The organism is Paenibacillus sp. AD87 (assembly GCF_001659845.1).
Taxonomy (GTDB): Bacteria; Bacillota; Bacilli; order Paenibacillales; family Paenibacillaceae; genus Paenibacillus; species Paenibacillus marchantiae.
In genome coordinates this window covers 58,944-85,763 of sequence record NZ_LXQN01000019.1, presented here as the reverse complement: position 1 = coordinate 85,763, position 26,820 = coordinate 58,944, and the positions used below count along the sequence as shown (strand labels likewise).

At 48.8% G+C, this 26,820-nt stretch carries 21 protein-coding genes and 2 rRNA genes; 22 read left to right on the top strand and 1 reads right to left on the bottom strand.

Annotated features, from left to right (window positions below; translation table 11 throughout):
- Window positions 1-17 precede the first annotated feature (17 nt).
- From ftsH to gpAD87_RS24015, 19 genes are all read left to right on the top strand, one after another.
- Window positions 18-2,063 (top strand): ATP-dependent zinc metalloprotease FtsH, encoded by a 2,046-nt coding sequence (gene ftsH / locus gpAD87_RS24105; RefSeq protein ID WP_064641398.1) that lies wholly within the window; start codon window positions 18-20, stop codon window positions 2,061-2,063.
- A gap of 297 nt (window positions 2,064-2,360) precedes the next feature.
- Window positions 2,361-3,299 carry a quinolinate synthase NadA gene (gene nadA / locus gpAD87_RS24100; RefSeq protein ID WP_024633731.1) on the top strand — a complete coding sequence of 313 codons (939 nt, stop codon included), beginning with the start codon at window positions 2,361-2,363 and terminating at the stop codon, window positions 3,297-3,299.
- A 36-nt stretch (window positions 3,300-3,335) separates the two neighbouring features.
- Complete coding sequence (nadB, locus tag gpAD87_RS24095; RefSeq protein WP_064641396.1) at window positions 3,336-4,955, top strand: L-aspartate oxidase; 1,620 nt, start codon at window positions 3,336-3,338, stop codon at window positions 4,953-4,955.
- Window positions 4,952-5,818: a carboxylating nicotinate-nucleotide diphosphorylase gene (gene nadC / locus gpAD87_RS24090; RefSeq protein WP_064641394.1), complete on the top strand. Its 867-nt coding sequence runs from the start codon at window positions 4,952-4,954 to the stop codon at window positions 5,816-5,818. Before nadB ends, nadC begins: the two co-directional genes overlap by 4 nt.
- Window positions 5,819-5,824: 6 nt before the next feature.
- Entirely contained in the window at window positions 5,825-6,595 is a 771-nt protein-coding gene (locus tag gpAD87_RS24085; RefSeq protein WP_024633734.1) for a type III pantothenate kinase, read from the top strand.
- A 95-nt stretch (window positions 6,596-6,690) separates the two neighbouring features.
- Entirely contained in the window at window positions 6,691-7,581 is an 891-nt protein-coding gene (gene hslO / locus gpAD87_RS24080) for an Hsp33 family molecular chaperone HslO (protein ID WP_269453527.1), read from the top strand.
- 24 nt (window positions 7,582-7,605) lie between these two features.
- Window positions 7,606-8,556: a peptidyl-prolyl cis-trans isomerase gene (locus tag gpAD87_RS24075; protein WP_064641393.1), complete on the top strand. Its 951-nt coding sequence runs from the start codon at window positions 7,606-7,608 to the stop codon at window positions 8,554-8,556.
- 338 nt (window positions 8,557-8,894) lie between these two features.
- On the top strand, window positions 8,895-9,833 hold the full coding sequence (gene cysK / locus gpAD87_RS24070; protein ID WP_064641391.1) for a cysteine synthase A: 939 nt from the start codon (window positions 8,895-8,897) through the stop codon (window positions 9,831-9,833).
- A gap of 141 nt (window positions 9,834-9,974) precedes the next feature.
- Window positions 9,975-11,540, top strand: coding sequence for an anthranilate synthase component I family protein (locus gpAD87_RS24065; RefSeq protein ID WP_064641974.1), 1,566 nt, complete (start codon window positions 9,975-9,977; stop codon window positions 11,538-11,540).
- 48 nt (window positions 11,541-11,588) lie between these two features.
- On the top strand, window positions 11,589-12,164 hold the full coding sequence (gene pabA, locus gpAD87_RS24060; RefSeq protein WP_064641389.1) for an aminodeoxychorismate/anthranilate synthase component II: 576 nt from the start codon (window positions 11,589-11,591) through the stop codon (window positions 12,162-12,164).
- A gap of 2 nt (window positions 12,165-12,166) precedes the next feature.
- Window positions 12,167-13,051, top strand: a complete 885-nt coding sequence (locus gpAD87_RS24055; protein ID WP_064641387.1) for an aminotransferase class IV — start codon at window positions 12,167-12,169, stop codon at window positions 13,049-13,051.
- Window positions 13,048-13,911 carry a dihydropteroate synthase gene (folP, locus tag gpAD87_RS24050; RefSeq protein ID WP_064641385.1) on the top strand — a complete coding sequence of 288 codons (864 nt, stop codon included), beginning with the start codon at window positions 13,048-13,050 and terminating at the stop codon, window positions 13,909-13,911. Before gpAD87_RS24055 ends, folP begins: the two co-directional genes overlap by 4 nt.
- A gap of 102 nt (window positions 13,912-14,013) precedes the next feature.
- On the top strand, window positions 14,014-14,376 hold the full coding sequence (gene folB, locus gpAD87_RS24045) for a dihydroneopterin aldolase (RefSeq protein WP_053778905.1): 363 nt from the start codon (window positions 14,014-14,016) through the stop codon (window positions 14,374-14,376).
- A gap of 9 nt (window positions 14,377-14,385) precedes the next feature.
- Entirely contained in the window at window positions 14,386-14,934 is a 549-nt protein-coding gene (gene folK, locus gpAD87_RS24040) for a 2-amino-4-hydroxy-6-hydroxymethyldihydropteridine diphosphokinase (RefSeq protein WP_064641383.1), read from the top strand.
- A complete protein-coding gene (locus gpAD87_RS24035) occupies window positions 14,886-15,089 on the top strand; it encodes a helix-turn-helix domain-containing protein (RefSeq protein WP_063568397.1) in 204 nt (67 codons plus the stop codon). The genes folK and gpAD87_RS24035 overlap by 49 nt, the downstream gene beginning before the upstream one ends.
- A 113-nt stretch (window positions 15,090-15,202) precedes the next feature.
- Window positions 15,203-16,222 carry a tRNA dihydrouridine synthase DusB gene (dusB, locus tag gpAD87_RS24030; RefSeq protein WP_063568396.1) on the top strand — a complete coding sequence of 340 codons (1,020 nt, stop codon included), beginning with the start codon at window positions 15,203-15,205 and terminating at the stop codon, window positions 16,220-16,222.
- Between the two features lie 244 nt (window positions 16,223-16,466).
- On the top strand, window positions 16,467-16,943 hold the full coding sequence (greA, locus tag gpAD87_RS24025; protein ID WP_053778901.1) for a transcription elongation factor GreA: 477 nt from the start codon (window positions 16,467-16,469) through the stop codon (window positions 16,941-16,943).
- A gap of 121 nt (window positions 16,944-17,064) precedes the next feature.
- Window positions 17,065-18,582, top strand: a complete 1,518-nt coding sequence (gene lysS / locus gpAD87_RS24020; RefSeq protein WP_064641381.1) for a lysine--tRNA ligase — start codon at window positions 17,065-17,067, stop codon at window positions 18,580-18,582.
- A 191-nt stretch (window positions 18,583-18,773) separates the two neighbouring features.
- Window positions 18,774-20,111, top strand: a complete 1,338-nt coding sequence (locus gpAD87_RS24015; RefSeq protein WP_063568394.1) for a TrkH family potassium uptake protein — start codon at window positions 18,774-18,776, stop codon at window positions 20,109-20,111.
- Window positions 20,112-20,261: 150 nt separating this feature from the next.
- Here gpAD87_RS24015 and gpAD87_RS24010 read toward each other — a convergent pair whose 3' ends face one another.
- Complete coding sequence (locus gpAD87_RS24010) at window positions 20,262-20,861, bottom strand: TetR/AcrR family transcriptional regulator (RefSeq protein WP_064641379.1); 600 nt, start codon at window positions 20,859-20,861, stop codon at window positions 20,262-20,264.
- A 77-nt stretch (window positions 20,862-20,938) separates the two neighbouring features.
- Between gpAD87_RS24010 and gpAD87_RS24005 the strand changes: the two genes are divergently transcribed.
- The 3 genes from gpAD87_RS24005 (at window position 20,939) to gpAD87_RS23995 (ending at window position 26,786) form a co-directional block, all read left to right on the top strand.
- Window positions 20,939-21,496, top strand: coding sequence for a hypothetical protein (locus gpAD87_RS24005; protein WP_331710922.1), 558 nt, complete (start codon window positions 20,939-20,941; stop codon window positions 21,494-21,496).
- A 505-nt stretch (window positions 21,497-22,001) separates the two neighbouring features.
- Window positions 22,002-23,554 (top strand): 16S ribosomal RNA (locus gpAD87_RS24000).
- A gap of 306 nt (window positions 23,555-23,860) precedes the next feature.
- Window positions 23,861-26,786 (top strand): 23S ribosomal RNA (locus gpAD87_RS23995).
- Together the 16S and 23S rRNA genes form the textbook arrangement of a ribosomal RNA operon.
- Window positions 26,787-26,820 lie beyond the last annotated feature (34 nt).

Here is a 26,820-nt window from a genome sequence, read left to right as displayed (position 1 = left end):
TCGAGAGGAGGTAGGGGATGAATCGGTTCATCCGGAATTCTGGTTTTTATTTGATTCTTTTTTTAGTTGTGGTGGGGATAGTCCAGTTCGTCAGCAATGGCGGCGAAGCCACCGATAATCCTAGATATGATCAGTTGCGCGCGGCGATCAAGGCCAATAACGTCTCTGAATTGACGGTTCAATTCAACGGTCAGACGTACCTCGTGACCGGTCAATACAGGGAGACGCCTGACGGAGCCAAATCAGAAAATTTCTCAACGTATATTCCTCCTACGGATGAGGCAATTAGTGAGCTTGTAACTGCAAGCGAAACGAACAAATTCCAATATCATCAGGAACCTATGAAAGGTGACAGCATCTGGTTGACGTTGCTGACTTCCTTTATTCCTTTGATCATTATGTTCCTGCTGTTCTTCTTCCTGTTTAATCAGGCTCAAGGCGGCGGCGGTAAAGTAATGAACTTTGGTAAAAGCCGTGCTCGTCTCTATAACGAAGAGAAGAAACGGGTTACGTTTGAAGATGTTGCGGGTGCTGACGAAGAGAAACAGGAGCTTGTTGAAGTCGTGGACTTCCTCAAGGACCCTCGTAAATTCGCAGCAGTAGGTGCACGGATTCCTAAAGGCGTATTGCTTGTAGGTCCTCCGGGTACAGGTAAAACCTTGCTTGCTCGTGCTGTTGCCGGTGAAGCGGGTGTACCATTCTTCAGTATTTCCGGTTCTGACTTCGTTGAAATGTTTGTCGGTGTCGGTGCATCTCGTGTACGTGACTTGTTTGAAAATGCGAAGAAAAACGCCCCATGTATCATCTTTATCGATGAGATTGATGCTGTAGGACGTCAGCGTGGTGCTGGTCTTGGTGGTGGTCACGACGAACGTGAACAAACACTCAACCAGTTGCTCGTTGAAATGGATGGATTCGGAGCCAATGAAGGTATTATCATCGTTGCTGCAACGAACCGTGCTGATATTCTGGACCCTGCCTTGCTGCGTCCAGGACGTTTTGACCGTCAAATCACGGTTGATCGCCCTGACGTGAGAGGTCGTGAAGCGGTTCTGAAAGTACACTCACGCAACAAACCACTCACCAAAGATGTGAAGCTGGACATTATTGCGAAGCGTACTACCGGATTCTCCGGTGCAGATTTGGAAAATCTCTTGAATGAAGCGGCATTGCTTGCGGCACGTCGTAATCGCAGAGATATTTCCATGCGTGAGGTAGACGAGGCGATTGACCGTGTTATCGTAGGTACGGAGAAGAAAAGCCGTGTCATCAGTGATCGTGAGAAACGTATCATTGCTTACCACGAAGCAGGTCACACCATTGTAGGTTACTTCCTGGAACATGCCGATATGGTACATAAAGTTACCATTATTCCGCGTGGACGCGCGGGTGGATATGTAATCATGTTGCCAAAAGAAGATCGTATGCTTGTAACCAAGCAGGAGCTGTTGGACAAAATAACGGGACTCCTTGGGGGCCGTGTTGCAGAAGAATTGTTCATTGGTGAAATTGGTACTGGCGCATACAGTGACTTCCAGCAAGCGACAGGTATTGTTCGAAGTATGGTTATGGAGTACGGTATGAGTGAGAAATTGGGTCCTATGCAATTCGGAAGTTCACAGGGACAGGTATTCCTGGGCCGTGATATTGGTCATGAACAGAATTACTCGGATTCCATCGCATATGAGATTGATCAGGAAATGCAACGTTTCATTAACGATTGTTACGAGAAATGTAAGGACTTGCTCGTAAAACATTCGAAAGAGATGCATCTGATCGCACAAACATTGCTCGAAGTGGAGACATTGGAAATGGATCAGATCAAGGAATTGATCGAGACAGGTTCCCTGACTCCAAAAAGTGAGAACAGCAACGATGGAGAAGGCACGCCTAGCGAAAGCGGAGAGGCGATCATCGACAACATCGGTGATGTACGCGTCCGTATCCAAGGCAAAGATGAAACGCCTGAGCCACCAGCCGGAGATATTCCTAACGAAGCTCCGAATCTGGACAAAGGAAACAGCAATGACCCGGATGATGGTGGAACGAAGCCAACGTCTTAATTTATAACAACCCTCTGTTTATAGTGGCAGATGAACAAAGAGAGCCTTCGGGCTCTCTTTTTTATATATTCCTTTAAATTGTATAGATAATGATAACGGGGAGCTATAGGGCGAACCACGTAGGAAATGGGCGGTTATGCCCTTGTTCTGGGGCGTTTTCATTTATTGACAGAGTCGTGAACGTTGTGTACATTAGGTGTTAAACCGCTTGTGATTCGTTTCTCAAGCGAAAATAACGACTTGGATTTGCCATATGAAACAGCGTATAAGGCTGTCCCGATAAGGAGAGGATCACAGGTGGAAGCTCTGGCTTTAGAGCGCAAGGCTGAGATGAACCGGGAGCTGCGCGAGCGGCTGATGGAGTTGAAGAAGGAACGTAATGCCATTATTCTTGCCCATTATTATCAACGTGACGAGGTACAGGAGGTCGCTGATTTCCGGGGAGATTCGTTTTTGCTGGCCCAGAAGGCGGCACAAACCGATGCGGATGTTATCGTTTTCTGCGGGGTTCATTTTATGGGTGAAAGCGCTAAAATTCTTGCTCCTAACAAAACGGTTATCATCCCCGACGAGCGTGCAGGCTGCCCAATGGCAGACATGGTGAACGTTGAAGGCTTACGTAAATTGAAAGCACAGCACCCGAATGCCAAAGTTGTAACGTACATCAATTCCTCAGCTGAGATCAAGGCAGAGACCGACATCTGTTGTACATCGGCCAATGCTGTCAGAGTCATTCAATCTGTTGATTCCGATGAAATCATCTGGGTACCGGATAAAAATCTGGGACATTATGTGCAACAACATACAGACAAGAAAATGATTATCTGGGAAGGTTACTGCAATACCCATGATATGCTGACGGTCAAAGACGTGGTTGAGATGAGAGCGAAGCATCCAAATGCCGAGTTCGTTGTTCACCCGGAATGTCGTCCTGAGGTTGTAGAGATGGGTGACTTCGTAGGTAGCACAACCGCCATTTTGGAATATTGTAAGAATTCGTCCGCTAAAGAATTTATCGTAGGTACCGAGGATGGTACAGGATACCAACTGCGTCTCGATAGCCCGGATAAACAATTCCACTTTGCTACCAAGTTCCTCGTATGCCCGAACATGAAGGTCAACAACTTGAAAAAGCTGGTTAAATGTCTGGAAACGATGAAGCCGCAAATTTACGTACCGCCAGCGGTTGCCGACAAAGCCAGAGAATCACTAGAGCGCATGTTACTGGTGAAGTAGCATGCGCTACTCTTGCTCCAAGACAGGTGAAATAACATGATACCGCAATATTTAGTGGATTTTGATCTGTCCGCGCTGCCGATGGTGGAGACGGATGTGCTGGTTATTGGTTCGGGCATTGCTGGTTTGTTTACTGCAATCAAGGCGAGTGAACAACGCAGTGTGTTGATGATCACGAAGAAGTCGTTACTGGAAAGTAACACCCGGTATGCGCAGGGGGGAATCGCTGCGGTTATTGCTGAGGATGATTCACCTGCCTACCATTTGCAGGATACACTTGTTGCAGGAGCGGGATTATGCCGCTCCGAAGCAGTTGAAGCATTGGTGAACGAGGGCCCGGACGGAGTGAAGGAACTGATTCGACTGGGTACTTTGTTTGATCTGGAGAACGGCGAGTTGGCGTTGACGCAGGAAGGTGCGCACAGCCACCGCCGTATTTTGCATGCCAATGGGGATGCAACGGGATATGAGATTGTGCGTGCACTGGCTGCACAGGCGAATGAACATCCGGGGATTGAAGTGTGGGATGAGCATTTTGTCATTGACCTGATTACAGAGCAGGGAGAATGTGTAGGTGCGCTGGTTCAGAAGGCTGACGGTTCGCAAGTATTTGTGAAGGCAGAGGCAACCGTACTATGCTCTGGCGGGGCTGGACAGTTGTATCGATATACGACTAATCCGGAAGTGGCTACAGCAGATGGCGTGGCGATGGCCTATCGTGCCGGAGCAGTTGTACGGGACATGGAGTTTATCCAATTTCACCCGACCTCCCTTTGTTATCCGGGAGCACCACGTTTCCTGGTGTCCGAGGCGGTACGTGGCGAAGGAGCCTATTTGCGCAATGTGAAAGGCGAGCGCTTCATGGAACGGTATCATGCACAGCTTGAACTGGCACCACGTGATATCGTCGCGCGGGCAATTGTCAGTGAGATGGAATCGACAAACAGCACGTTTGTATATTTGGATATCACTCATGAACCGGCGGAGATGATTAAGCATCGGTTTCCTACTATTTATGAGACCTGTATGCGATACGGACTGGATATGACCACAGACTGGATTCCGGTTGCTCCTGCTGCACATTACATGATGGGCGGAGTGAAGACGGATCTCAGTGGGGAGAGCAGCATTGGCCGGTTATTTGCCTGCGGTGAGGTATCTTCTACTGGAGTACATGGAGCCAATCGCCTGGCGAGCAACTCTCTGTCTGAAGCAATCGTATTTGGCCGGAGAATCGTGGATCGTATTCAATCCCTTCCTCCGCTTGCTTCACTCCAGACAAATATTCCTACATTAACAACTATTCGCAAGATCATAAAGGAAGAGCAGAAGCCGGTGTCCGAAAGACGCTTGCGTCTGCAAAAAATGATGGTGCGTCAAGTGGGGCTGCGCCGGAATGGCGCTAACCTGCAAGCAGCAATAGAGAAACTGCAACAAGAACTGCAATTTTTTGATCAGAAGTTTACTCACAAAGAAGAAATGGAATATGCCAACCTTTTGACCTGTGCCTGGTTGGTTACCACTGGGGCATTACACCGCGAGGAAAGTCGGGGAGCTCACTACCGTGAGGATTTCCCGCAGCGTGACGATGCTGTATGGCAGAAGCATAGTCTGCAGCAGCGAGAACAAGCGATTGTGGAGGAATTGATGTCATGATACTGAACGGATATAATGAAGGACTCATCGAATTAATCAAAAACTGGCTTCGTGAGGATGTCGGTGCAGGGGATGTCACAACAAGTGTGACGATTCCCGCTGGCAGTCAGTCCAAGGCCGTTATACATGCCAAAGACAATGGAATCATTGCAGGAATTACGGTAGCAGAACTCGTGTTTCAGGTAGTGGATCCTGGTCTTGCGTTCACACCAATGGTAAAAGACGGTGATGCAGTTACACATGGTACGATTCTGGCTGAGGTAGAAGGAAGCACACATAGCTTGCTGACAGGAGAGCGTCTGGCTCTTAACCTGCTTCAGCGCATGTCTGGTATCGCTACCCGTACACGTACTTATGTTGACGCGCTGGAAGGCCTTTCTACACGACTGGTCGATACTCGTAAAACAACACCGGGACACCGCTTGCTTGAAAAATATGCAGTGCGGGTTGGTGGCGGAGCAAATCATCGGTTCGGTCTCTATGATGCCGTCATGATTAAGGATAACCACATCAAGGGCGCAGGCGGGATCACTGAAGCGGTACAGCGTGCACGAGCCGTCATTCCGCATACAATGACCATTGAAGTAGAGACCGAAAACATGGAACAGGTCAGAGAGGCCTTGCAGGCTGGGTCAGATATCATTATGCTGGATAACATGCACCCAGATCGGATGCGTGAGGCCGTCGCTCTTATTCGTGAGCAGGCTCCGCATGTGAAAGTTGAGGCATCGGGCAACGTCTCGCTAAATACCATTCGTGGTATTGCAGAGAGCGGAGTGGATGTAATTTCAGTTGGCAGGTTAACCTACTCTTTTGAGAGCCTGGATATCAGCCTGGATTTAAACGAAAAGAAAGAGGGGTGAACCTCTTTGATTCTTGTGGTAGACGTGGGCAACAGTAATATCGTACTCGGCGTGTATCAAGGCCGGGAGTTGCTCCACCATTTTCGCCTGAGTACATCCCGGCAGTCGACAGTGGATGAATACGGCGTATTGATTTATAATTTATTTCATATGTCGGGGATTTCAACACGCGACATTGAAGGTGTGATCATCTCATCCGTGGTTCCACCACTGGTGAATGTGATTGAAGCCATGTGTGAGAAATACGTAGGCAAAAAACCGCTACTCGTTGGGCCTGGTATCCGAACCGGCCTGAACCTACGGTATGAGAATCCTCGTGAAGTTGGCGCGGATCGTATTGTTAATGCAGTAGCAGCCGTTGAGAAGTATGGCGGCCCTCTCGTTGTGGTCGATTTCGGTACAGCGACCACATTTGACTGTATTGACGAGAAAGGAAATTATCTGGGCGGGGCTATCGTACCCGGCATCCATATTGCAACCGAAGCACTCTATGAACGAGCGTCTAAGCTACCTCGTATTGAATTGGAGAAGCCCAAGAAAGTCATTGGTCGCAACACCATTCATGCGATGCAGGCCGGTATTATTTATGGTTATGCAGGACAGGTGGACGGTATTGTGGAGCGTATTCGCGAGGAAATGGGAGCCAAGCCTAGAGTCATTGCAACCGGAGGCCTTGCCAAGCTGATTGCAGAAGAAACACGCAGCATCGATGAAGTGGATCCGCTGCTTACGCTTGAAGGGCTGCGTATCGTTTATGAGCGGAACCGGGAAAGGTAAGAACAGAGACGGCAAACAGCGGGCTGAGGTTACAGTCTTATATGTTATGCCGTTTTTTCTATAACTGGCGATTACGCCAAAGGAGGCTGAATGACTTGGAAAACAACAACAAACAAGACCGGTTAATTCGCGGTACAGCAATGAACGGACGGGTTAGGGCCTTTGCTGTTCAAACGACGGAACTGGTTGAGGAACTGCGCAGAAGACATGATACGTTTCCCACGGCTACAGCAGCTATGGGGCGTACGGTTACAGCAGCATCCATTATGGGGGCTATGCTTAAGGGAGAAGAGAAGCTGACAATTCAAGTCAAAGGCGACGGCCCCATTGGACAGATTGTTGCCGATGCTAATGCGAAGGGTGAAGTTCGTGGCTATGTAAGCAATCCGCATGTACATCTGCCGAGCAACAGTATGGACAAACTGGACGTTGCTGGCGCAGTCGGAACAGAGGGATTCGTGAACGTAACGAAGGATTTGGGGCTGAAAGAGCCTTATCGCGGCAGTGTGCCGATTATTTCGGGAGAACTTGGCGAAGACTTTACGTACTATTTTGCCAAATCGGAGCAGACGCCTTCTGCTGTAGGCGTTGGTGTACTGGTGGATACCGATAATTCGGTTATTGTAGCCGGTGGATTCATTGTACAGTTGCTTCCAGGTTTGACGGATGATGAGATTACGGTGATTGAAAATGCCATTGGTACAATGCCGCCAGTGACGTCTCTGCTGGCTGAGGGGCTTGAACTGGAAGCAATGCTTCGTCGCGTACTGCCTGATGTACAGGTCATGGACGAAATGGATATTCATTTCCACTGTGAGTGTTCACGTGAGCGGGTAGAGAAAACGTTGATCAGTCTGGGTCAATCTGAAATGGAACAATTGATTGAGGAAGAAGGCCAGGCTGAAGTGGTCTGCCAATTCTGCAATGAGGCTTACGATTTCAACAAGGAACAACTTGAGACCATCCTAGAGCAAGCCAAGAACTGATTTTATGCGGGGACGGGACGCGGAATGACAAGACAGGAAAAAGGGTTATGGACGGCTGTAATTGTCTTGACGCTTGGAATGCTGGTGATGGGTTCGGTTATGGTTGTGCAAGGCTTACGAAATGGACGTGAAGGAGCAGATTCGCCTCAGGATACCAATCAAGAAGAGGGAAGTGCGGTAGCAACGATCAATGGGGAGGTCATCACCAACAAGGAATGGACCGAGGCATTGAAACGGCGCTATGGCAGTGAATTGCTGCTCCAGATGCTCAATCGTAAAGCCGTATATGCGGAAGCGCTCGATCGTAATCTGACGGTGACTCCCAAAGAAATTGCGAAGGAACTTGCCGCGGCCATGGATGGGTATGATTCGGAGAAGGCTTATTTTGACGAGATGCAGTCCCAACTGGGTTTATCCAGGCAGGACCTTGAGTTAGAGGCAGGATACCGACTTCTGCTTGAGAAAATCGCAACGAGCGGTATTCAGATTAAGGATGCAGATATCGAGCACTACTGGAACGAACACCATGAAGACTATGTTTCCCCAGAAAAATACGATCTGTCTATCATTGTATTGAAGGAAGAGGAACAGGCTGAATCAGTCCTGGATGCGCTCGACAAGGGAGCAGACTTTGAAGAAACCGCACGTAATGAATCGACGGACAGTTACTCCCGTGATTCGGGTGGACGTCTGGGATGGATTGAGCAGAACGATCCGTTTCAGTCCGAAGCAATCCTCAAACTTTCAGCTCAACTGGACGTTGGCGATATTGCAGGGCCGGTGAAGGTGGAAGAAGGATACGCCATCATTAAAATGAATGACAAACAAGAGCGTCAGGTGCAACCTGCAGAAGAGGTTCGCGAAGAAATTCGGATGCAGCTGGCTCTCAGCCAGGCTGATCCCCTGCCCCAGGTGGAGGAAAGGCTGCGGAGCAAGTATGAAGCTGTCATCATCGCTGAAATTCCGGCATCCTGATTATCTTGCAAACGAATGTCCTACTGCATCTTGATAAAAATACTCTGTCTACGGCCTTAGGGCCCAGGGCGGAGTATTTTTTTGAGTACTCATATTGACAATAGGGTGTAACGTTGATAAGATAAAAATAATCAAAAACCTACTCATTTACTCGGAATAAAACCATTTATATGAACAAAGAAATCTTCGGAAACCCAGTTTCTGTCCGGTTTATTGCAGACGGAATGAACTCAGGCGGATTTCCGTAGTTCTTCTATAACATCTAGAGGCTGCTCGGCCACACATGTATATGGCAACAGGACTTAAGTAGTATTCATCCCACTAAGGAGGGCATTCATATGGCTAAAGTAGTTAATAACGTAACAGAACTTATCGGAGGTACTCCGCTTGTTCGTCTGAACCGTATCGTACCTGAAGGCAGTGCTGAAGTATTCGTGAAACTGGAATACCAGAATCCAGGTTCAAGCGTCAAAGACCGTATCGCGATTAGCATCGTGGAAGAAGCGGAAAAAGAAGGCAAGCTGAAACCGGGTGATACCATCATCGAAGCAACAAGTGGTAACACAGGAATTGGACTGGCTATGGTGGCTGCAGCCAAAGGCTATAAGTCTGTTATTGTTATGCCGGAAACGATGAGTATGGAGCGTCGTAACCTGCTTCGCGCCTATGGAGCTGAGCTTGTGCTCACACCGGGAGCCGAAGGTATGAATGGTGCAGTTAAAAAAGCTGAGGAATTGCTTAAGGAAAATCCATCTTATTTCATGGCTGAGCAATTTAAAAATAAAGCTAACGTGAAGATCCACCGTGAAACGACTGGACCTGAGATTGTTGAAGCCATTCAATCTGTAGGCGGTACGTTGGATGCTTTCGTTGCAGGAATCGGTACAGGCGGAACGATTACAGGTACAGGTGAAGTGTTGAAGGAAGCCTACCCTGGGATTAAAATCGTTGCCGTTGAACCAGCAGCTTCGCCAATCTTGGCAGGTGGCAAACCGGGTCCTCACAAAATTCAAGGGATCGGTGCTAACTTTATTCCTGAGATTCTTGATCAGGAAATCTATGACGAGATCATTCACATCGAGAATGATGATGCGTTCGAGACGGCTCGTCAGGTAGCGAAAGAAGAAGGTATTCTATCCGGTATTTCTTCCGGTGCAGCCATCCGCGCAGGTCTGCAAGTGGCTAAACAGTTGGGTGCAGGCAAACGCGTTGTCGTGATCGTGCCAAGTAACGGCGAACGTTACCTCAGTACGCCACTTTACAACTTCGAAGCTTAAGCTTAACTAGTGATGAAACAAATCCTCCTTGCCCGCATGCCGGGTGTGGAGGATTTTTTGCTGAATGCTTTTAAAAGCAGCGGCGCTTTAGTATACTATCAGACAATAGAACTAGCGACAGATGGAGGGCGGCAAACCGCAATGACACACCTGATGACAACATACGCCGACTGGACAGAGTGGGCCGGAAAAGGTTGGACCATGATGCCATATATGATCAAGTCGGATAAGGGACCGTATCATGGCGGTTTACCGTTAACGTGGGAAGCAGCCTGGCAGCAGGCGTCACCCTATGCAATGGTGTTGGAGAATGGTAAAGGTGGAAGGTATACCTTTCTGGGATTAAACCCGGTATCCGTTATCTCCGGCAAGGGCAACGAAGCTGTTATTCATGATCTTATTCAAGGCGGTACCCGAACGGACGGTGGTAAACCACTTGAAGTATTAAAAAGGTGGGCTGCACCATACAGTGCACCAAAGGTGAGCGGGGCTCCAGACTTTGGTGGTGGATGTGCAGGTTATCTAAGCTATGACGTAGCCAGATCCCTGGAAAAGCTGCCAACCTTGGCAGAAGACAACCCGGCACTTCCGGATTATTGGTGGATGCGTTTTGAAGAAATATGGGCGTATGATCATGAACAGCAGGCGCTGTTCTGCATGGTTCATCTGACTGTACAGCCAGATCAGGATGAAGCTCAGCTTCGCAAGCTGTACGCAGAAGCAGAAGAGCGAGCAGCAGCCATGCAGCAGCGATGGCTGCATATTCTGGGCTTTGCCCAGGCGGAAGAGCAGCAGCAGGCATTGGAGCATCGCCATAGCCACATTCATCTCACTGCGCCGGATTCGGAGCGGGAAACGGAAGGATGGCACACCTCCTTTCCTCAAGAGGACTTTGAGCAGGCGGTACGCACAGTGCAGGAATATATCCGGCAGGGGGATGTGTTTCAAGTGAATCTGTCCTTGCGGCAGGAAAAACGTCTGAAGTCCAGTGCAGAGCACATCTATGAATGGCTTCGTCTAGTAAATCCCTCTCCCTACATGGGATTGCTGCGTAGTCCGGATTTCCAACTGGTGAGCGGTTCGCCTGAATTGCTAGTCAAAGTGGATCATGGCAAAGTGAGTGCTCGTCCGATCGCAGGAACAAGGAGAAGAGGCCGGGATGAAGCTGAGGATGAGTTGATGGCCGCTGAGCTGCTGAACAGTGAGAAGGAGCGGGCAGAGCATATTATGCTGGTCGATCTGGAGCGGAATGATATCGGACGAATTGCAGCTTATGGATCAGTGCATGTGCCTGAACTGATGACGATCGAGAAGTATTCGCATGTTATGCATCTGGTGTCTCAAGTTGAGGGAACGCTGGCCGAGGGACTATCCGTATTTGATGTAATCGCAGCGACGTTCCCAGGTGGAACGATTACGGGTGCACCCAAAGTTCGCACCATGGAAATCATTGAAGAACTGGAGCCTGTGCGTCGTGGACCGTATACAGGTTCGATTGGGTGGCTGGACTACAGTGGCAATATGGAATTGAACATCATCATTCGTACACTTTCCATTAAAGATGGAGTGGGATATGTACAGGCAGGAGCAGGCATCGTTATTGACTCCGATCCATATCGGGAATATAAGGAGTGCCGGAACAAAGCAAGAGCCATGATGAGGGCTGTGAATTACAGCGAGGAAGCTGAAGCCGTTAAATTAAAATAATCAAGCAGCCGTCCCCTGTGTGGACGGAAGAACAGGAGGAACAAAGATATGATACTGGTTATCGACAATTATGATTCCTTCACGTACAACCTGGTTCAATATCTGGGTGAACTGGGGGAGACGGTGGAAGTTCGCCGTAACGATGAAATTGATCTGGCAGGCATCGAGGCATTGGCACCTGATCATATTTTGATCTCACCCGGTCCTTGTACTCCAAATGAGGCCGGCATTAGTCTGGCGGTCATTGATCACTTCAAGGGTAGTATTCCGATCTTCGGCGTATGTCTGGGACATCAGGCGATTGGACAGGCTTTCGGAGGCAATGTTATTCGTGCGGACCGCATGATGCATGGCAAAACATCGGAGATGCACCATAAAGGAACATCCGTATTTACCGGATTACCATCTCCCTTTACGGCAACGCGTTATCACTCTTTGATCGTGGAGCGCAGCAGTCTGCCAGATTGTCTGGAGATTACGGCCGAGACGGCGGAAGGCGAGATTATGGGCTTGCGTCACAAGGAATATGCGATTGAAGGTGTTCAGTTCCATCCCGAATCCATCATTACGGATCACGGTCATCAAATGCTGCGTAACTTCCTGTCTCAGCAGGTAAAGGTATAGAGATGAAATATGCCGCGATAAACGGAGAATTGGTCAATATGGCGGCAGCCGTGGTTCCGGTGACGGATCACGGCTTTTTGTACGGACTCGGATTGTTCGAGACGTTTCGAACGTATCAGGGAGTTCCTTTTCTGCTGGAACGTCATTTGCAGCGGATGGCTGCGGGGTGTCGTGAACTGGGCATTCCTTTCACAGCAACAGCAGCGGGGGTAACGGAATGGATCAAAAGTCTGTTGCTTGCTAATGAACTCCAGGATGCCTATGTGCGATATACGGTATCTGCGGGCGAAGCCCCGCTGGGGCTACCTTCGGGGGATTATGTGAAACCCAATCATATCGTATTGGCAAAAGCGCTACCTGAACCCTCACCAGTTCTATACGAACATGGTAAAATGCTTCAACGTCTGTCGACGCCCCGTAACACGCCTGAAGGAGAAGTGCGGTTCAAATCGCTGCATTACATGAATAGCATTCTGGCGAAACGGGAACTGAACGGATACGGGCAGCATGTGCAAAGTGCGGAAGGGCTGCAATTAACCCGAGATGGGTATGTAGCTGAGGGAATTATCAGCAATGTGTTCTGGGTGAGACAGGGCGTACTCTATACGCCAGCACTTGCGACTGGCATTTTGCCGGGAATCACCAGAGCCGTTGTACTGGAGCTTGCAGTTCACCAAGGAATACCTTGCCAGGAAGGATTGTTCCCTTGGGAGGAGTTGTTACAGGCAGATGAGATCTTTTTGACAGGCTCTGTTGCTGAACTCGTTCCAGTTACTACATTGCGGGATCAGGATGGAACGGAAACGGTAATCAGCAGCGGACATATAGGCCCGGTTACAGAAGCGCTTCTGGGTATGTACCGGCAGAAAGCGGGGTATACTTCATGACACTTACACCAGTCATTTATGAACGGAATTATGCGTGGGGGCCAGCAGAGCTACAACTTGGCACACGTACACTTATTATGGGCATTCTGAATGTCACACCGGACTCCTTCTCGGATGGGGGACGTTATACCAGTGTGGAGCGAGCGGTGGCTCACGCCATTCAGATGATGGAAGACGGCGCGGATCTCATTGATATTGGCGGGGAATCCACACGTCCGGGTTCAGATATCGTTGGCGCTGATGAAGAGCTCAGCCGGATCATTCCGGTCATTGAAGCACTGCGGCAGCAGGCTCCACATATTCCGATATCGGTAGACACCTATAAAGCCGATGTTGCTCGTCAGGCCATTCAGGCTGGAGCGCACATCATTAATGATGTGTGGGGTGCCAAGGCTGACCCGGAGATGGCGCGCACTGCAGCAGAACTGGGATGTCCTCTGATCCTAATGCACAACCGGCAAGAACGAGACTATACCAACTATTTGGTTGATGTAGTCCGTAATCTTGAGGAGAGTATACAGATTGCGTTAGAGGCTGGAGTACATCCGGATCAGATTATTCTGGACCCGGGCATTGGCTTTGTGAAGGATCTGAATGAAAATCTGGTGCTCATGTCATCGCTTGGGTTGCTCAATGAGATGGGGTATCCCGTTCTGCTTGCCACCTCGCGTAAAAGGTTTATTCAGAACACCTTACAGGTACAGGCGAATGATGCGCTGGAGGGTACAGCCGCTACGGTTGCTTTTGGCATAGCCCAAGGATGCCAGATGGTCCGGGTTCATGATGTGAAGCCGATTCGGCGCACAGTGGATATGTGTGATGCTATGTTGTATGTATCTCCAGGCTTGCGGAGGAAATGATACTAGCGGGTCCAGTGACCCGTGCAGTGGAAGCGTAGCGTTTTGCAATAGGAACAAACATCGAACCATGAATTCATTATATATAGAGGGCAGGCGGAACTTATGGATAGAATGGTAATGCATCGAATGGAGTATTACGGATATCACGGCGTATTTGCCGAGGAGCGGAAGCTGGGGGCACGTTATTATATTGATCTGGAGATCGATATGGATTTGGGCGAAGCTGGGCGTAACGATGATTTGACCAAAACCATCAATTATGCGGAGATCCATGAACTGGTAAAACAGATCGTTGAGAATAAATCATTCCAGTTAATTGAAGCTTTGGGCGAACATATTGCATCTTCTTTACTAGACACTTATACTATTATCAATGCATTGACAGTCAAGGTGACGAAGCCGCATCCGCCTTTCGATATTCATTTTGGGGGCGTAACTGTAGAGCTTCGCCGCACAAGAAAGTGAGAACCGATCATGATTGCACATTCGACCTCTGAATCTTCAGAGGCTTATATTGCTTTAGGGGCTAATTTGGGTGACCGGGAACAGACGCTGCTTGAGGCGTTAACGTTGCTGGATGCACATCCTCATATATCTGTCCTGCGCTGTTCTGCGCTATATGAAACGGAGCCGGTAGGTTATGTGGACCAGCCAGCGTTTCTGAATATGGCAACTGCGGTACAGACTACACTTTTGCCGGAGCAGCTGCTCACGGAACTGCTGGATATTGAAACACGGCTTGGGCGGGTTCGTGATATCCGTTGGGGCCCTCGTACAGTCGATTTGGATCTGCTTTGGATGGATGGAGAGACGAGTGATACCGACCGGCTGCAATTACCACATCCACGGATGGGTGAACGGGCGTTTGTATTGGTGCCACTGGCTGATATCGTAACCGAAGATGAGCATTCAGGTTTGTATACCTTTGTACAATCATCGTTGTCTGTACTGGATGGAAAGGATGGAATACAGCTTTGGAAAACGTGCAATTGGCCAATCGAATCCGGGCTTTCCGGAAGCTGAAAGGTTTAACACAACAGGAACTCGCTGCTGAGACGGGCATATCGCTGGCCATTCTGGGTATGATTGAACGAGGCAACCGCAAAGTAGTTGAACGGGAGCTGAATCTAATTGCCGGGGTGCTGTCGATCAGCATTGAGGAGTTACAGGGGAACTAAGGTCGCTTTTTACTAACAAGAAAATATCGTCATTATTCGTTTATTTTATACAAACTAAAACACAACCAGGATTCATGCAAGAGTCGGATTTAAAAAGGAGTGGAACGACTACCATGCTTAAAATTGGTGACATTGAAATGAAAAACCAGGTTGTACTTGCGCCGATGGCTGGCGTGTGTAATCCGGCTTTTCGTCTGATCGCAAAAGAATTCGGAACAGGCCTCGTATGTGCGGAGATGGTTAGTGGCAAAGCCATCGTGCATGGTAACAAGCGTACACGTGAGATGTTATTTGTAGATGAGCGTGAGAAGCCGCTGAGCCTGCAAATCTGGGGGGGAGATCGTCAAGCCCTCGTAGAAGCAGCCAAAATTGTGGACAAAGAAACCAATGCTGACATCATCGACATCAACATGGGATGCCCTGTGCCAAAAGTGACGAGCTGTGATGCAGGTGCACGCTGGTTGCTTGATCCAAACAAAATTTATGAAATGGTATCCGCTGTTGTGGACGCGGTAGATAAGCCCGTAACAGTCAAGATGCGGATCGGCTGGGATAACGAGCATATCTACGTAGTTGAGAATGCACTTGCGGTTGAACGTGCTGGCGGACAAGCGGTAAGTGTTCACGGCCGTACACGTGAGCAGCTCTACACAGGCACAGCGGACTGGTCACACATCAAAAATGTCAAAGAGGCTGTCTCCATCCCGGTTATCGGGAACGGAGATGTATCTTCACCGGAAGATGCCCGTCGCATGTTGGATGAAACGGGTTGTGACGGAGTTATGATCGGTCGTGCCGCCCTGGGTAACCCATGGATGTTGTATCGGACCATTCAATACTTGAGTTCCGGCGAACTGCTTCCTGACCCGAATGGGGAAGAGAAGATTCGGGTTGCCATTTTGCATATGGACCGTCTGATAGCACTGAAGGGTGAGGCTGTTGCTGTTCGCGAGATGCGTAAACACCTGGCTTGGTATCTGAAAGGTCTGAAAGGATCTGCCCGTATCAAAGACGTTATTATGGAAGAAACCAAACGTGATGAGATGGTGCACATACTGGAGAACTTTGTAGGCCAGCTGCATATGGAAGGCAATCTGGAGTCAGAACCAGCAGTAGCCGAAAATGCTTCCTGATCTGCTGCTGTAAAACGTTTACAGCTATAGGGGGCGTAACATTGACTTTTCGAGACCGTTACCCTATAATTTCACAGTATAAATTCGCCATGTGCGTCATAAGGCTAGTGCATCAGGAGGAACGTTCTGTTTCTCCGGAGAACTTCATATAGTTTTGAAGATGTATGCGGGCGGAGCTCTGTAAACAGCACTGGTTCCGTTGCCGTGCAATCAAATTATTCCCATGACAGGAGAATCGGTTGAGATGAGCGATAAGGAAGTTATCCTTACACCAGAGGGTCTTAAGAAGCTTGAAGAAGAACTGGAAATGCTGAAATCAGTGAAGCGCCGCGAAGTGGCTGAACGGATTAAGGTAGCCATCGGGTATGGAGATATTAGTGAAAACTCCGAATACGAAGACGCGAAGAACGAACAGGCTTTCATTGAAGGCCGCGTTATTACGTTGGAGAAATTGCTTCGGAACGCACGGATTATCAACAGCGACGAGATCGATACCGAAGCTGTAAGCGTGGGTGCAACAGTCACTGTAGAAGATCTGGAATTCGGTGATATCACGGAATATACGATTGTAGGTTCTGCGGAGTCCAATCCGCTGCAAAACAAAATATCGAACGAAAGCCCTGTTGGCAAAGCCATTCTGGGCAAGAAAAAAGGTACGGTTGTTGATGTAAGTGTGCCTGCTGGCGTAATTCAATATAAAATTGTAGACATCAAAAAGTAATATAAGCAATGAAGCAGTCGGGTACGGAGACAAAAGCTTCCTTAGGGAAGCTTTTTTCAACATATGAGGCAGAATACCTCTGAAGATGCCTGCAATGTAAATAAGGAGATGAATATAGATCATGACGGATGAAGTCTTGAATCAGGAAACCGAAACCGAACTAAGTGAGCTTTTACAAATTCGCCGCGACAAATTGGACGAGCTCCGCAAATTGGGGATCGACCCTTTTGGCCAAAAATACGTACGTACGGAAGAAGCCGGCTCCATTCTGAAGAAGTATGAAGAACTGACCAAGGAAGAGTTGGAAGAGAAGCACATCGAAGTCAGTATTGCCGGACGGATTATGGCGAAGCGGGGAATGGGTAAAGCGAGCTTTGCACATATTCAGGACCTGAGCGGCAGAATCCAGATCTATGTTCGTCAGGATACTGTACCGGAAGACAAATACGCCGCGTTCAGCCTGCTCGATTTAGGGGATATTGTAGGTGTCTCTGGGGTAATCTTCAAAACCAAGACAGGTGAAACTTCGGTTAAAGTTCAAAATCTCGAAGTATTGTCCAAGTCACTTTACCCACTTCCGGATAAATATCATGGACTCGCGGATGTTGAGCTGCGTTACCGCCAGCGCTATGTTGACCTGATTATGAATCGTGAAGTGCAGCAGACCTTCATTACTCGTTCCAAAATCATTCAGTCGATGCGCCGTTACCTGGATTCTCTGGGCTATCTGGAAGTCGAAACTCCGACGCTGCACACCATCGCTGGCGGTGCCGCTGCGCGTCCATTCATCACGCATCATAATGCGCTTGATATGGAATTGTACATGCGGATTGCGATTGAGCTTCACTTGAAACGTCTGATTGTAGGCGGTCTGGAGAAGGTATATGAGATCGGCCGTGTATACCGTAATGAAGGGATGTCGACACGTCATAACCCTGAGTTCACAATGATTGAACTTTATGAGGCATATGCCGATTATCAGGATATTATGCGTTTGACTGAGAATCTTGTTGCTCACATCGCACAGGAAGTGCTTGGTACGCAAGTTATCCAATATGCAGACTATCAAGTGGATCTTACACCACAATGGCGCCGTGTAACGATGGTAGACGCGGTTAAGGAAGTTGTAGGCGTGGACTTCTCCGTGCACATGACGAACGAGGAAGCTCATCGTTTGGCGAAAGAACATAAAGTTCCGGTTGAAAAGCATATGACATTTGGTCATATTCTGAATGCATTCTTCGAACATTTTGTAGAAGAGACGTTGATTCAACCAACCTTTATTATGGGGCACCCGGTTGAGATTTCTCCGCTGGCGAAGAAGAGCGATGCAGATCCACGTTTCACGGACCGCTTCGAGCTGTTTATCGTTGGACGTGAGCATGCAAATGCATTTACGGAGCTGAATGATCCAATCGATCAACGTCAGCGCTTTGAGGCACAATTGCTGGAGAAAGAACACGGGAACGACGAAGCACACGAAATGGATGATGATTTCATCCGTGCGCTCGAATATGGTATGCCACCAACAGGTGGACTGGGGATCGGTATCGACCGTCTGATCATGTTGTTGACCAACTCGCCGTCTATTCGTGACGTACTGCTCTTCCCGCATATGCGTCCTCGTACACAGGATTAAATAAGGAACGTTTAACTCGTTCATAATAGAAGAGGAACCTGCCGTTCAGTATGATACTGGTGGCAAGTTCCTCTTTAGGTTTACATAGGCATTGAAAGTAACAGATTCGTCGAAACAACATGTGTGACTAAAGTGTGGTGACAGAATTTGTTCGCCTACCTGCTTGTATTATGTTAAAAGAGGTGCCCTCCATGAAGTTTAGGCTTCACATTGCTAAATTCCTATCACCCCCATTGATTCTGGTTGGTGGTTTTATGCTTATTATCATGATCGGTACGATTCTGCTCATGTTACCTATCTCCAATCAAAGCGGCGAGCATTTGGCGTTTATTGATGCGCTTTTTACTTCTACCTCTGCTGCATGTGTAACCGGGCTGGTCGTTGTGGATGTAGGGACGACTTTCAACCTGTTTGGTCAAATCGTGATTATGGTGCTTATGCAGCTAGGTGGACTTGGCTTCATGACCATCGCAACGTTGTTTGCATTAGTATTGGGTAAGCGTATCTCGCTAAAGGACAGGCTTCTGCTGAAAGAGGCTATCAACGCTGACAGTATGGAAGGCATTGTACGTATTATCCGCAAAGTGCTCATTTTTTCGTTTACCATTGAAGGGGTGGCTGCTGTTATATTGGCACTACGCTGGGCAACGGAGATGCCCTTTTGGCAGGCGGTATACTATGGTGCTTTTCACTCGGTTTCATTATTTAATAATGGTGGTTTCGATCTGTTTGGCAACAGTTTTCAGTATTATACAGGGGACTGGTTGTTTAACCTGACAGCTTCTGTGCTGGTTGTATCGGGTGGACTCGGCTTTGTGGTGCTGAATGATTTGTTTGAGTTCCGCAAGCGTCGTCGCTTATCATTGCAGTCCAAGCTGGTATTGTCCGTATCAGGTGCACTGATTGGTATCGGTGCAATTGTACTGTTTGTATTTGAGTTCACCAATGGACACACACTGGCGTCTCTAAGTTGGAGTGAAAAGATATACGCCTCGTTCTTCCAATCGGTCTCTACACGTTCGTCGGGTACGAGCACCATTGATATTACCGAGATGAGGCAGGCCACTCAGTTCTTCTTCATTCTGTTGATGTTCATTGGGGCATCTCCGGGATCAACCGGGGGTGGGATCAAGACGACAACGTTCCTGATCATGATTGGAGCGGTGTATGCCATGATTCGTGGCAATAAAGATATTGTATTTTTCCGTCAGCGTGTTCCGAAAGATTTGCTGATGAGAGCATTGACGATTATTATGGTTTCCTTGATCATATTCATGGTTGTAGTAATGCTACTACTTACCACAGAGGATGCACCGTTCCTTTCACTTATGTTTGAAGCGGCCTCGGCAATTGGGACAGTAGGTCTGTCGGTGGGAGTAACGCATGAATTAACGGTATGGGGAAAAGTGATTATCGCCTTCACGATGTTTATAGGACGTATTGGACCACTAACCATTGCATACGCGCTTCGTCCGCGCAAAGAGAAGAAGCTGTATCGCCATCCGGAGGGCCGGATTATTATTGGATAAAAAGAAAGACCGTCACGCATCTAGGACTAACCCTATCATGGAATAGGTTAGTTACAACTAATGCCTGACGGTTTTTTTGTTTCATAGAAGCAATTACTTGTTTCTTGCTGGTACGAAGGATTGAGCTGTATTTAATTATGTGATCGAATGTTATTCTGCATCCCGGCATAACGTTGCAAGATGTGTGGTAAGGATGTTCTCCATAATCTTGGTGTTCATCTGGTCAGGACGAAGAATCGCATGAATACCCAAACCGTCGACCAGTGCGTACAGCCTTTCAATTTCCAGTTCCTTGTCGATGTCTGTTCGGCAGAGATTGAGTTCCATGAGGTAGGTGATAACTTTTGCCATCGCGTGTCTGAGTTCATTATAGACTTTGTCGGCATGCTCTTTGAGAACAGGGTCACTCTTGGACTTGGCTGTAAAAGCGTACCACACCTCCATTTCGGCCATTTTTTCATCCGTACTTGGCAAGAGTTCTAACAACAGAAGCTTCATATTCTCCAAAGGAGATGCATCAAAGGAAATCTGTGTGATTCGATTCGATACCCGTTCGGATACCAGATTCATTGCGTATAGGAGTAGTTCTGATTGGGTTGAAAAGTAGTGGCGCATAGACCCGGCCGATATTCCAGCTTCTACCGCAATATTTCGAACGGAGGCCTGTTCCATGCCATCTCTTCGGATGACACGCCAAGCCGCTTCGGCTACGAGCAGACGTTGTTTATCGTGATCAACTATTTTAGGCATAAAAAGATTATATCATTGTTGATTATTATAATACAAACGTGTTAAATTATATTTAATACATTCGTATTATAAAAGGAGTGAATCATTTGATTGCCTACTTTATTATTGGATGTGAGATTGCCTTCTGGGTATTTGTCGCCGCAGGTCTGAGTGTGCGTTATCTGCTTGGGATGAAACGGACAGGGATCGCGCTGTTAATGGCAACGCCCATTGTAGATGTTCTTCTTATGGTAGCGACGGTGATGGATCTTCAACGGGGTGCTTCGGCAAGTGTGGTTCATGGGATTGCAGCTATATATATAGGTGTGAGTATTGCTTATGGTCATCAGATGATCGCTTGGGCTGATCGTTATTTCCTTTACTGGTTTAAGGGAGGGGGTAGTCCTCGGAGCAGCAAGGTGTATGGCAGTGAGCATGCTAGTCGTGAAAGAGTGGGATGGCTTAGACATCTATTGGCTTGGGGCATAGGTAGCTTGTTCTTGCTCGCGATGATCTGGTGGATTGGGGATACGGAGCGTACTACAGCATTCTCTAATCTCATAAGAGTATGGGGGATTATATTGGGGATCGATTTTATAATCAGCTTCAGTTATAGCTTATGGCCGCGAAAGATGCCTTTAGAGAAAGTGAAGTAACATCTAATTGGATAGGGCGGAAGGAACATGCGGATTATCCGTGGAGGAAAGGTGATCCGCATGTTCTGGGAAGAGAATGTTTAATAAGGGTTAATGGGATCTTAAATAACTCCGGCATTAAGTGAATAGCTATACGAGAGACTAAATATAATTTATTGAAAATAAAGCTTGCGTTCCGAATCTGTACATGGTATATTCTAAATCCGGCCAAGAAAACACGAGAAACACGGTGCGGCAAGCGAAACAACTAAGCTTCGAAAGAAACTTAAAAAAAGAGCTTGCAAAGTCGGTTCGGATGTGATAAGATATAAAAGTTGCTGAGGTGAACAACACACGGCAATGAAACAAGTTTGATCTTTGAAAACTGAACAACGAGTGAGTAAACATTCTGCTTGCAGAATGAACGCGAAAGTTCGAGACAAGCCTTGGCTTGGATCGGCTGGAGCATAAATGAGATTTTTAATCTCGTCAGTTTCAAAATGAGCTTATCGCTCTTTTCAATACTTTATTGGAGAGTTTGATCCTGGCTCAGGACGAACGCTGGCGGCATGCCTAATACATGCAAGTCGAGCGGACTTGAAGAGAAGCTTGCTTCTCGGATGGTTAGCGGCGGACGGGTGAGTAACACGTAGGCAACCTGCCCTCAAGTTTGGGATAACTACCGGAAACGGTAGCTAATACCGAATAGTTGTTTTCTTCTCCTGAAGAGAACTGGAAAGACGGAGCAATCTGTCACTTGGGGATGGGCCTGCGGCGCATTAGCTAGTTGGTGGGGTAACGGCTCACCAAGGCGACGATGCGTAGCCGACCTGAGAGGGTGATCGGCCACACTGGGACTGAGACACGGCCCAGACTCCTACGGGAGGCAGCAGTAGGGAATCTTCCGCAATGGGCGAAAGCCTGACGGAGCAATGCCGCGTGAGTGATGAAGGTTTTCGGATCGTAAAGCTCTGTTGCCAGGGAAGAACGCTTGGGAGAGTAACTGCTCTCAAGGTGACGGTACCTGAGAAGAAAGCCCCGGCTAACTACGTGCCAGCAGCCGCGGTAATACGTAGGGGGCAAGCGTTGTCCGGAATTATTGGGCGTAAAGCGCGCGCAGGCGGTCATTTAAGTCTGGTGTTTAATCCCGGGGCTCAACCCCGGATCGCACTGGAAACTGGGTGACTTGAGTGCAGAAGAGGAGAGTGGAATTCCACGTGTAGCGGTGAAATGCGTAGATATGTGGAGGAACACCAGTGGCGAAGGCGACTCTCTGGGCTGTAACTGACGCTGAGGCGCGAAAGCGTGGGGAGCAAACAGGATTAGATACCCTGGTAGTCCACGCCGTAAACGATGAGTGCTAGGTGTTAGGGGTTTCGATACCCTTGGTGCCGAAGTTAACACATTAAGCACTCCGCCTGGGGAGTACGGTCGCAAGACTGAAACTCAAAGGAATTGACGGGGACCCGCACAAGCAGTGGAGTATGTGGTTTAATTCGAAGCAACGCGAAGAACCTTACCAGGTCTTGACATCCCTCTGATCGGTACAGAGATGTATCTTTCCTTCGGGACAGAGGAGACAGGTGGTGCATGGTTGTCGTCAGCTCGTGTCGTGAGATGTTGGGTTAAGTCCCGCAACGAGCGCAACCCTTATATTTAGTTGCCAGCACTTCGGGTGGGCACTCTAGATAGACTGCCGGTGACAAACCGGAGGAAGGTGGGGATGACGTCAAATCATCATGCCCCTTATGACCTGGGCTACACACGTACTACAATGGCCGGTACAACGGGCTGCGAAATCGCGAGATGGAGCCAATCCCAACAAAGCCGGTCTCAGTTCGGATTGCAGGCTGCAACTCGCCTGCATGAAGTCGGAATTGCTAGTAATCGCGGATCAGCATGCCGCGGTGAATACGTTCCCGGGTCTTGTACACACCGCCCGTCACACCACGAGAGTTTATAACACCCGAAGTCGGTGGGGTAACCGCAAGGAGCCAGCCGCCGAAGGTGGGATAGATGATTGGGGTGAAGTCGTAACAAGGTAGCCGTATCGGAAGGTGCGGCTGGATCACCTCCTTTCTATGGAGAATCGTTTCCCGAGTGGAAACATTCAAATACGCAGCTTAGCTGCAAAACTTACTCACTCGTTGCTCAGTTTTGAGAGCTCAAACTCTCAAACAGCTTGCTTTTGCATGGAGCTTGTTCTTTGAAAACTAGATATCGAAACGAAATTTTGCGAATTAGAACATTCCTTTTTAAGCTGATCTTGTGTAAACAAGTGAAGTGTTTATAAGGTAGATTGCATGAGCGAGTGATCGAAATGGAACGACTTTTGGCTTTGCGTAAGCAAAACAAGGGAAGAGACAGCTCGAACACGAGCGATATGGTTAAGCTACTAAGAGCACACGGAGGATGCCTAGGCGCTAGGAGCCGATGAAGGACGTGGCGAACAACGAAACTGCCTCGGGGAGCTGTAAGCAAGCTTTGATCCGGGGGTGTCCGAATGGGGAAACCCAGCTGGGGTAATTTCCAGTTACTCATAACTGAATACATAGGTTATGTAGAGGCATACCAAGGGAACTGAAACATCTAAGTACCTTGAGGAAGAGAAAACAATAGTGATTCCGTCAGTAGCGGCGAGCGAACGCGGAGAAGCCCAAACCAGAGAGCTTGCTCTTTGGGGTTGTGGGACATCTCACACGGAGTTACAAAGGAACCGGTTAAGCGAAGAGGTCTGGAAAGGCCCGCCAAAGAAGGTAAAAGCCCTGTACTTGAAAGTCTGTTCCCTCCGAGATGTATCCCGAGTAGTGCGGGGCACGTGAAACCCCGTATGAATCCGGCAGGACCATCTGCCAAGGCTAAATACTTCCTAGCGACCGATAGTGAAGCAGTACCGTGAGGGAAAGGTGAAAAGCACCCCGGAAGGGGAGTGAAATAGAACCTGAAACCGTGTGCTTACAAAAAGTCAGAGCCCGTTTTAGGGGTGATGGCGTGCCTTTTGTAGAATGAACCGGCGAGTTACGTTCCCGTGCAAGGTTAAGGTGAAGAGCCGGAGCCGCAGCGAAAGCGAGTCTGAATAGGGCGACTTAGTACGTGGACGTAGACCCGAAACCGGGTGATCTACCCCTGTCCAGGGTGAAGGTGCGGTAACACGCACTGGAGGCCCGAACCCACGCATGTTGAAAAATGCGGGGATGAGGTGGGGGTAGCGGAGAAATTCCAATCGAACTCGGAGATAGCTGGTTCTCCCCGAAATAGCTTTAGGGCTAGCCTCGGAAAACAGAGTCGTGGAGGTAGAGCACTGATTGGGTGCGGGGCCCGCAAGGGTTACCAAGCTCAGTCAAACTCCGAATGCCATAGACTTACTTCCGGGAGTCAGACAGTGAGTGCTAAGATCCATTGTCAAAAGGGAAACAGCCCAGACCATCAGCTAAGGTCCCCAAGTGTGTGTTAAGTGGGAAAGGATGTGGAGTTGCACAGACAACCAGGATGTTGGCTTAGAAGCAGCCACCATTGAAAGAGTGCGTAATAGCTCACTGGTCGAGTGACTCTGCGCCGAAAATGTAACGGGGCTAAACACACCACCGAAGCTATGGCTTGATGCTTGCATCAGGGGTAGGGGAGCGTTGTATAAGGGTTGAAGGTGTACCGTAAGGAGCGCTGGACATTATACAAGTGAGAATGCCGGTATGAGTAACGAAAAGATCAGTGAGAATCTGATCCGCCGAAAGCCTAAGGGTTCCTGAGGAAGGCTCGTCCGCTCAGGGTAAGTCGGGACCTAAGGCGAGGCCGAAAGGCGTAGTCGAAGGACAACAGGTCGAAATTCCTGTACCACCGTAAGCCGTTATGAGCAATGGGGGGACGCAGCAGGGTAGTGACGCGGACTGATGGATGTCCGTCTAAGCAGTGAGGCTGATGTGTAGGCAAATCCGCACATCATTAAGGCTGGGCTGTGATGGGGAGCGAAAATTATAGTAGCGAAGGTCATGATCTCACACTGCCAAGAAAAGCCTCTAGCCAGGTGATGGTGCCCGTACCGTAAACCGACACAGGTAGGCGAGAAGAGAATTCTAAGGCGCGCGGAAGAACTCTCGTTAAGGAACTCGGCAAAATGACCCCGTAACTTCGGGAGAAGGGGTGCCCCGGTAGTGTGAATAGCACGAGGGGGCCGCAGTGAAAAGGCCCAAGCGACTGTTTAGCAAAAACACAGGTCTGTGCGAAGCCGTAAGGCGAAGTATACGGGCTGACGCCTGCCCGGTGCTGGAAGGTTAAGGGGAGCGGTTAGGAGCAATCCGAAGCTGTGAACCGAAGCCCCAGTAAACGGCGGCCGTAACTATAACGGTCCTAAGGTAGCGAAATTCCTTGTCAGGTAAATTCTGACCCGCACGAATGGCGTAACGACTTGGGCGCTGTCTCAACGAGAGATCCGGTGAAATTTTAATACCTGTGAAGATGCAGGTTACCCGCGACAAGACGGAAAGACCCCATGGAGCTTTACTGCAGCTTGATATTGAATTTGGGTACGATCTGTACAGGATAGGTGGGAGCCTTTGAAACGTGAGCGCCAGCTTGCGTGGAGGCACCGTTGGGATACCACCCTGATCGTATCTAGGTTCTAACCTGGTACCGTAATCCGGTGCGGGGACAGTGTCAGGTGGGCAGTTTGACTGGGGCGGTCGCCTCCTAAAGAGTAACGGAGGCGCCCAAAGGTTCCCTCAGAATGGTTGGAAATCATTCGAAGAGTGCAAAGGCATAAGGGAGCTTGACTGCGAGACCTACAAGTCGAGCAGGGACGAAAGTCGGGCTTAGTGATCCGGTGGTACCGCATGGAAGGGCCATCGCTCAACGGATAAAAGCTACCCTGGGGATAACAGGCTTATCTCCCCCAAGAGTCCACATCGACGGGGAGGTTTGGCACCTCGATGTCGGCTCATCGCATCCTGGGGCTGAAGTAGGTCCCAAGGGTTGGGCTGTTCGCCCATTAAAGCGGTACGCGAGCTGGGTTCAGAACGTCGTGAGACAGTTCGGTCCCTATCTGTCGTGGGCGTAGGAAATTTGAGAGGAGCTGTCCTTAGTACGAGAGGACCGGGATGGACGTACCGCTGGTGTACCAGTTGTTCCGCCAGGAGCACCGCTGGGTAGCTATGTACGGAAGGGATAAGCGCTGAAAGCATCTAAGCGTGAAGCCCCCCTCAAGATGAGATTTCCCAGTATGTAAGACCCCTTGAAGACGACGAGGTAGATAGGCTGGGGGTGGAAGTGCAGCAATGCATGGAGCTGACCAGTACTAATCGGTCGAGGGCTTATCCAAATATGCAAGTTATAAATCGCACATTTCGTTTCGG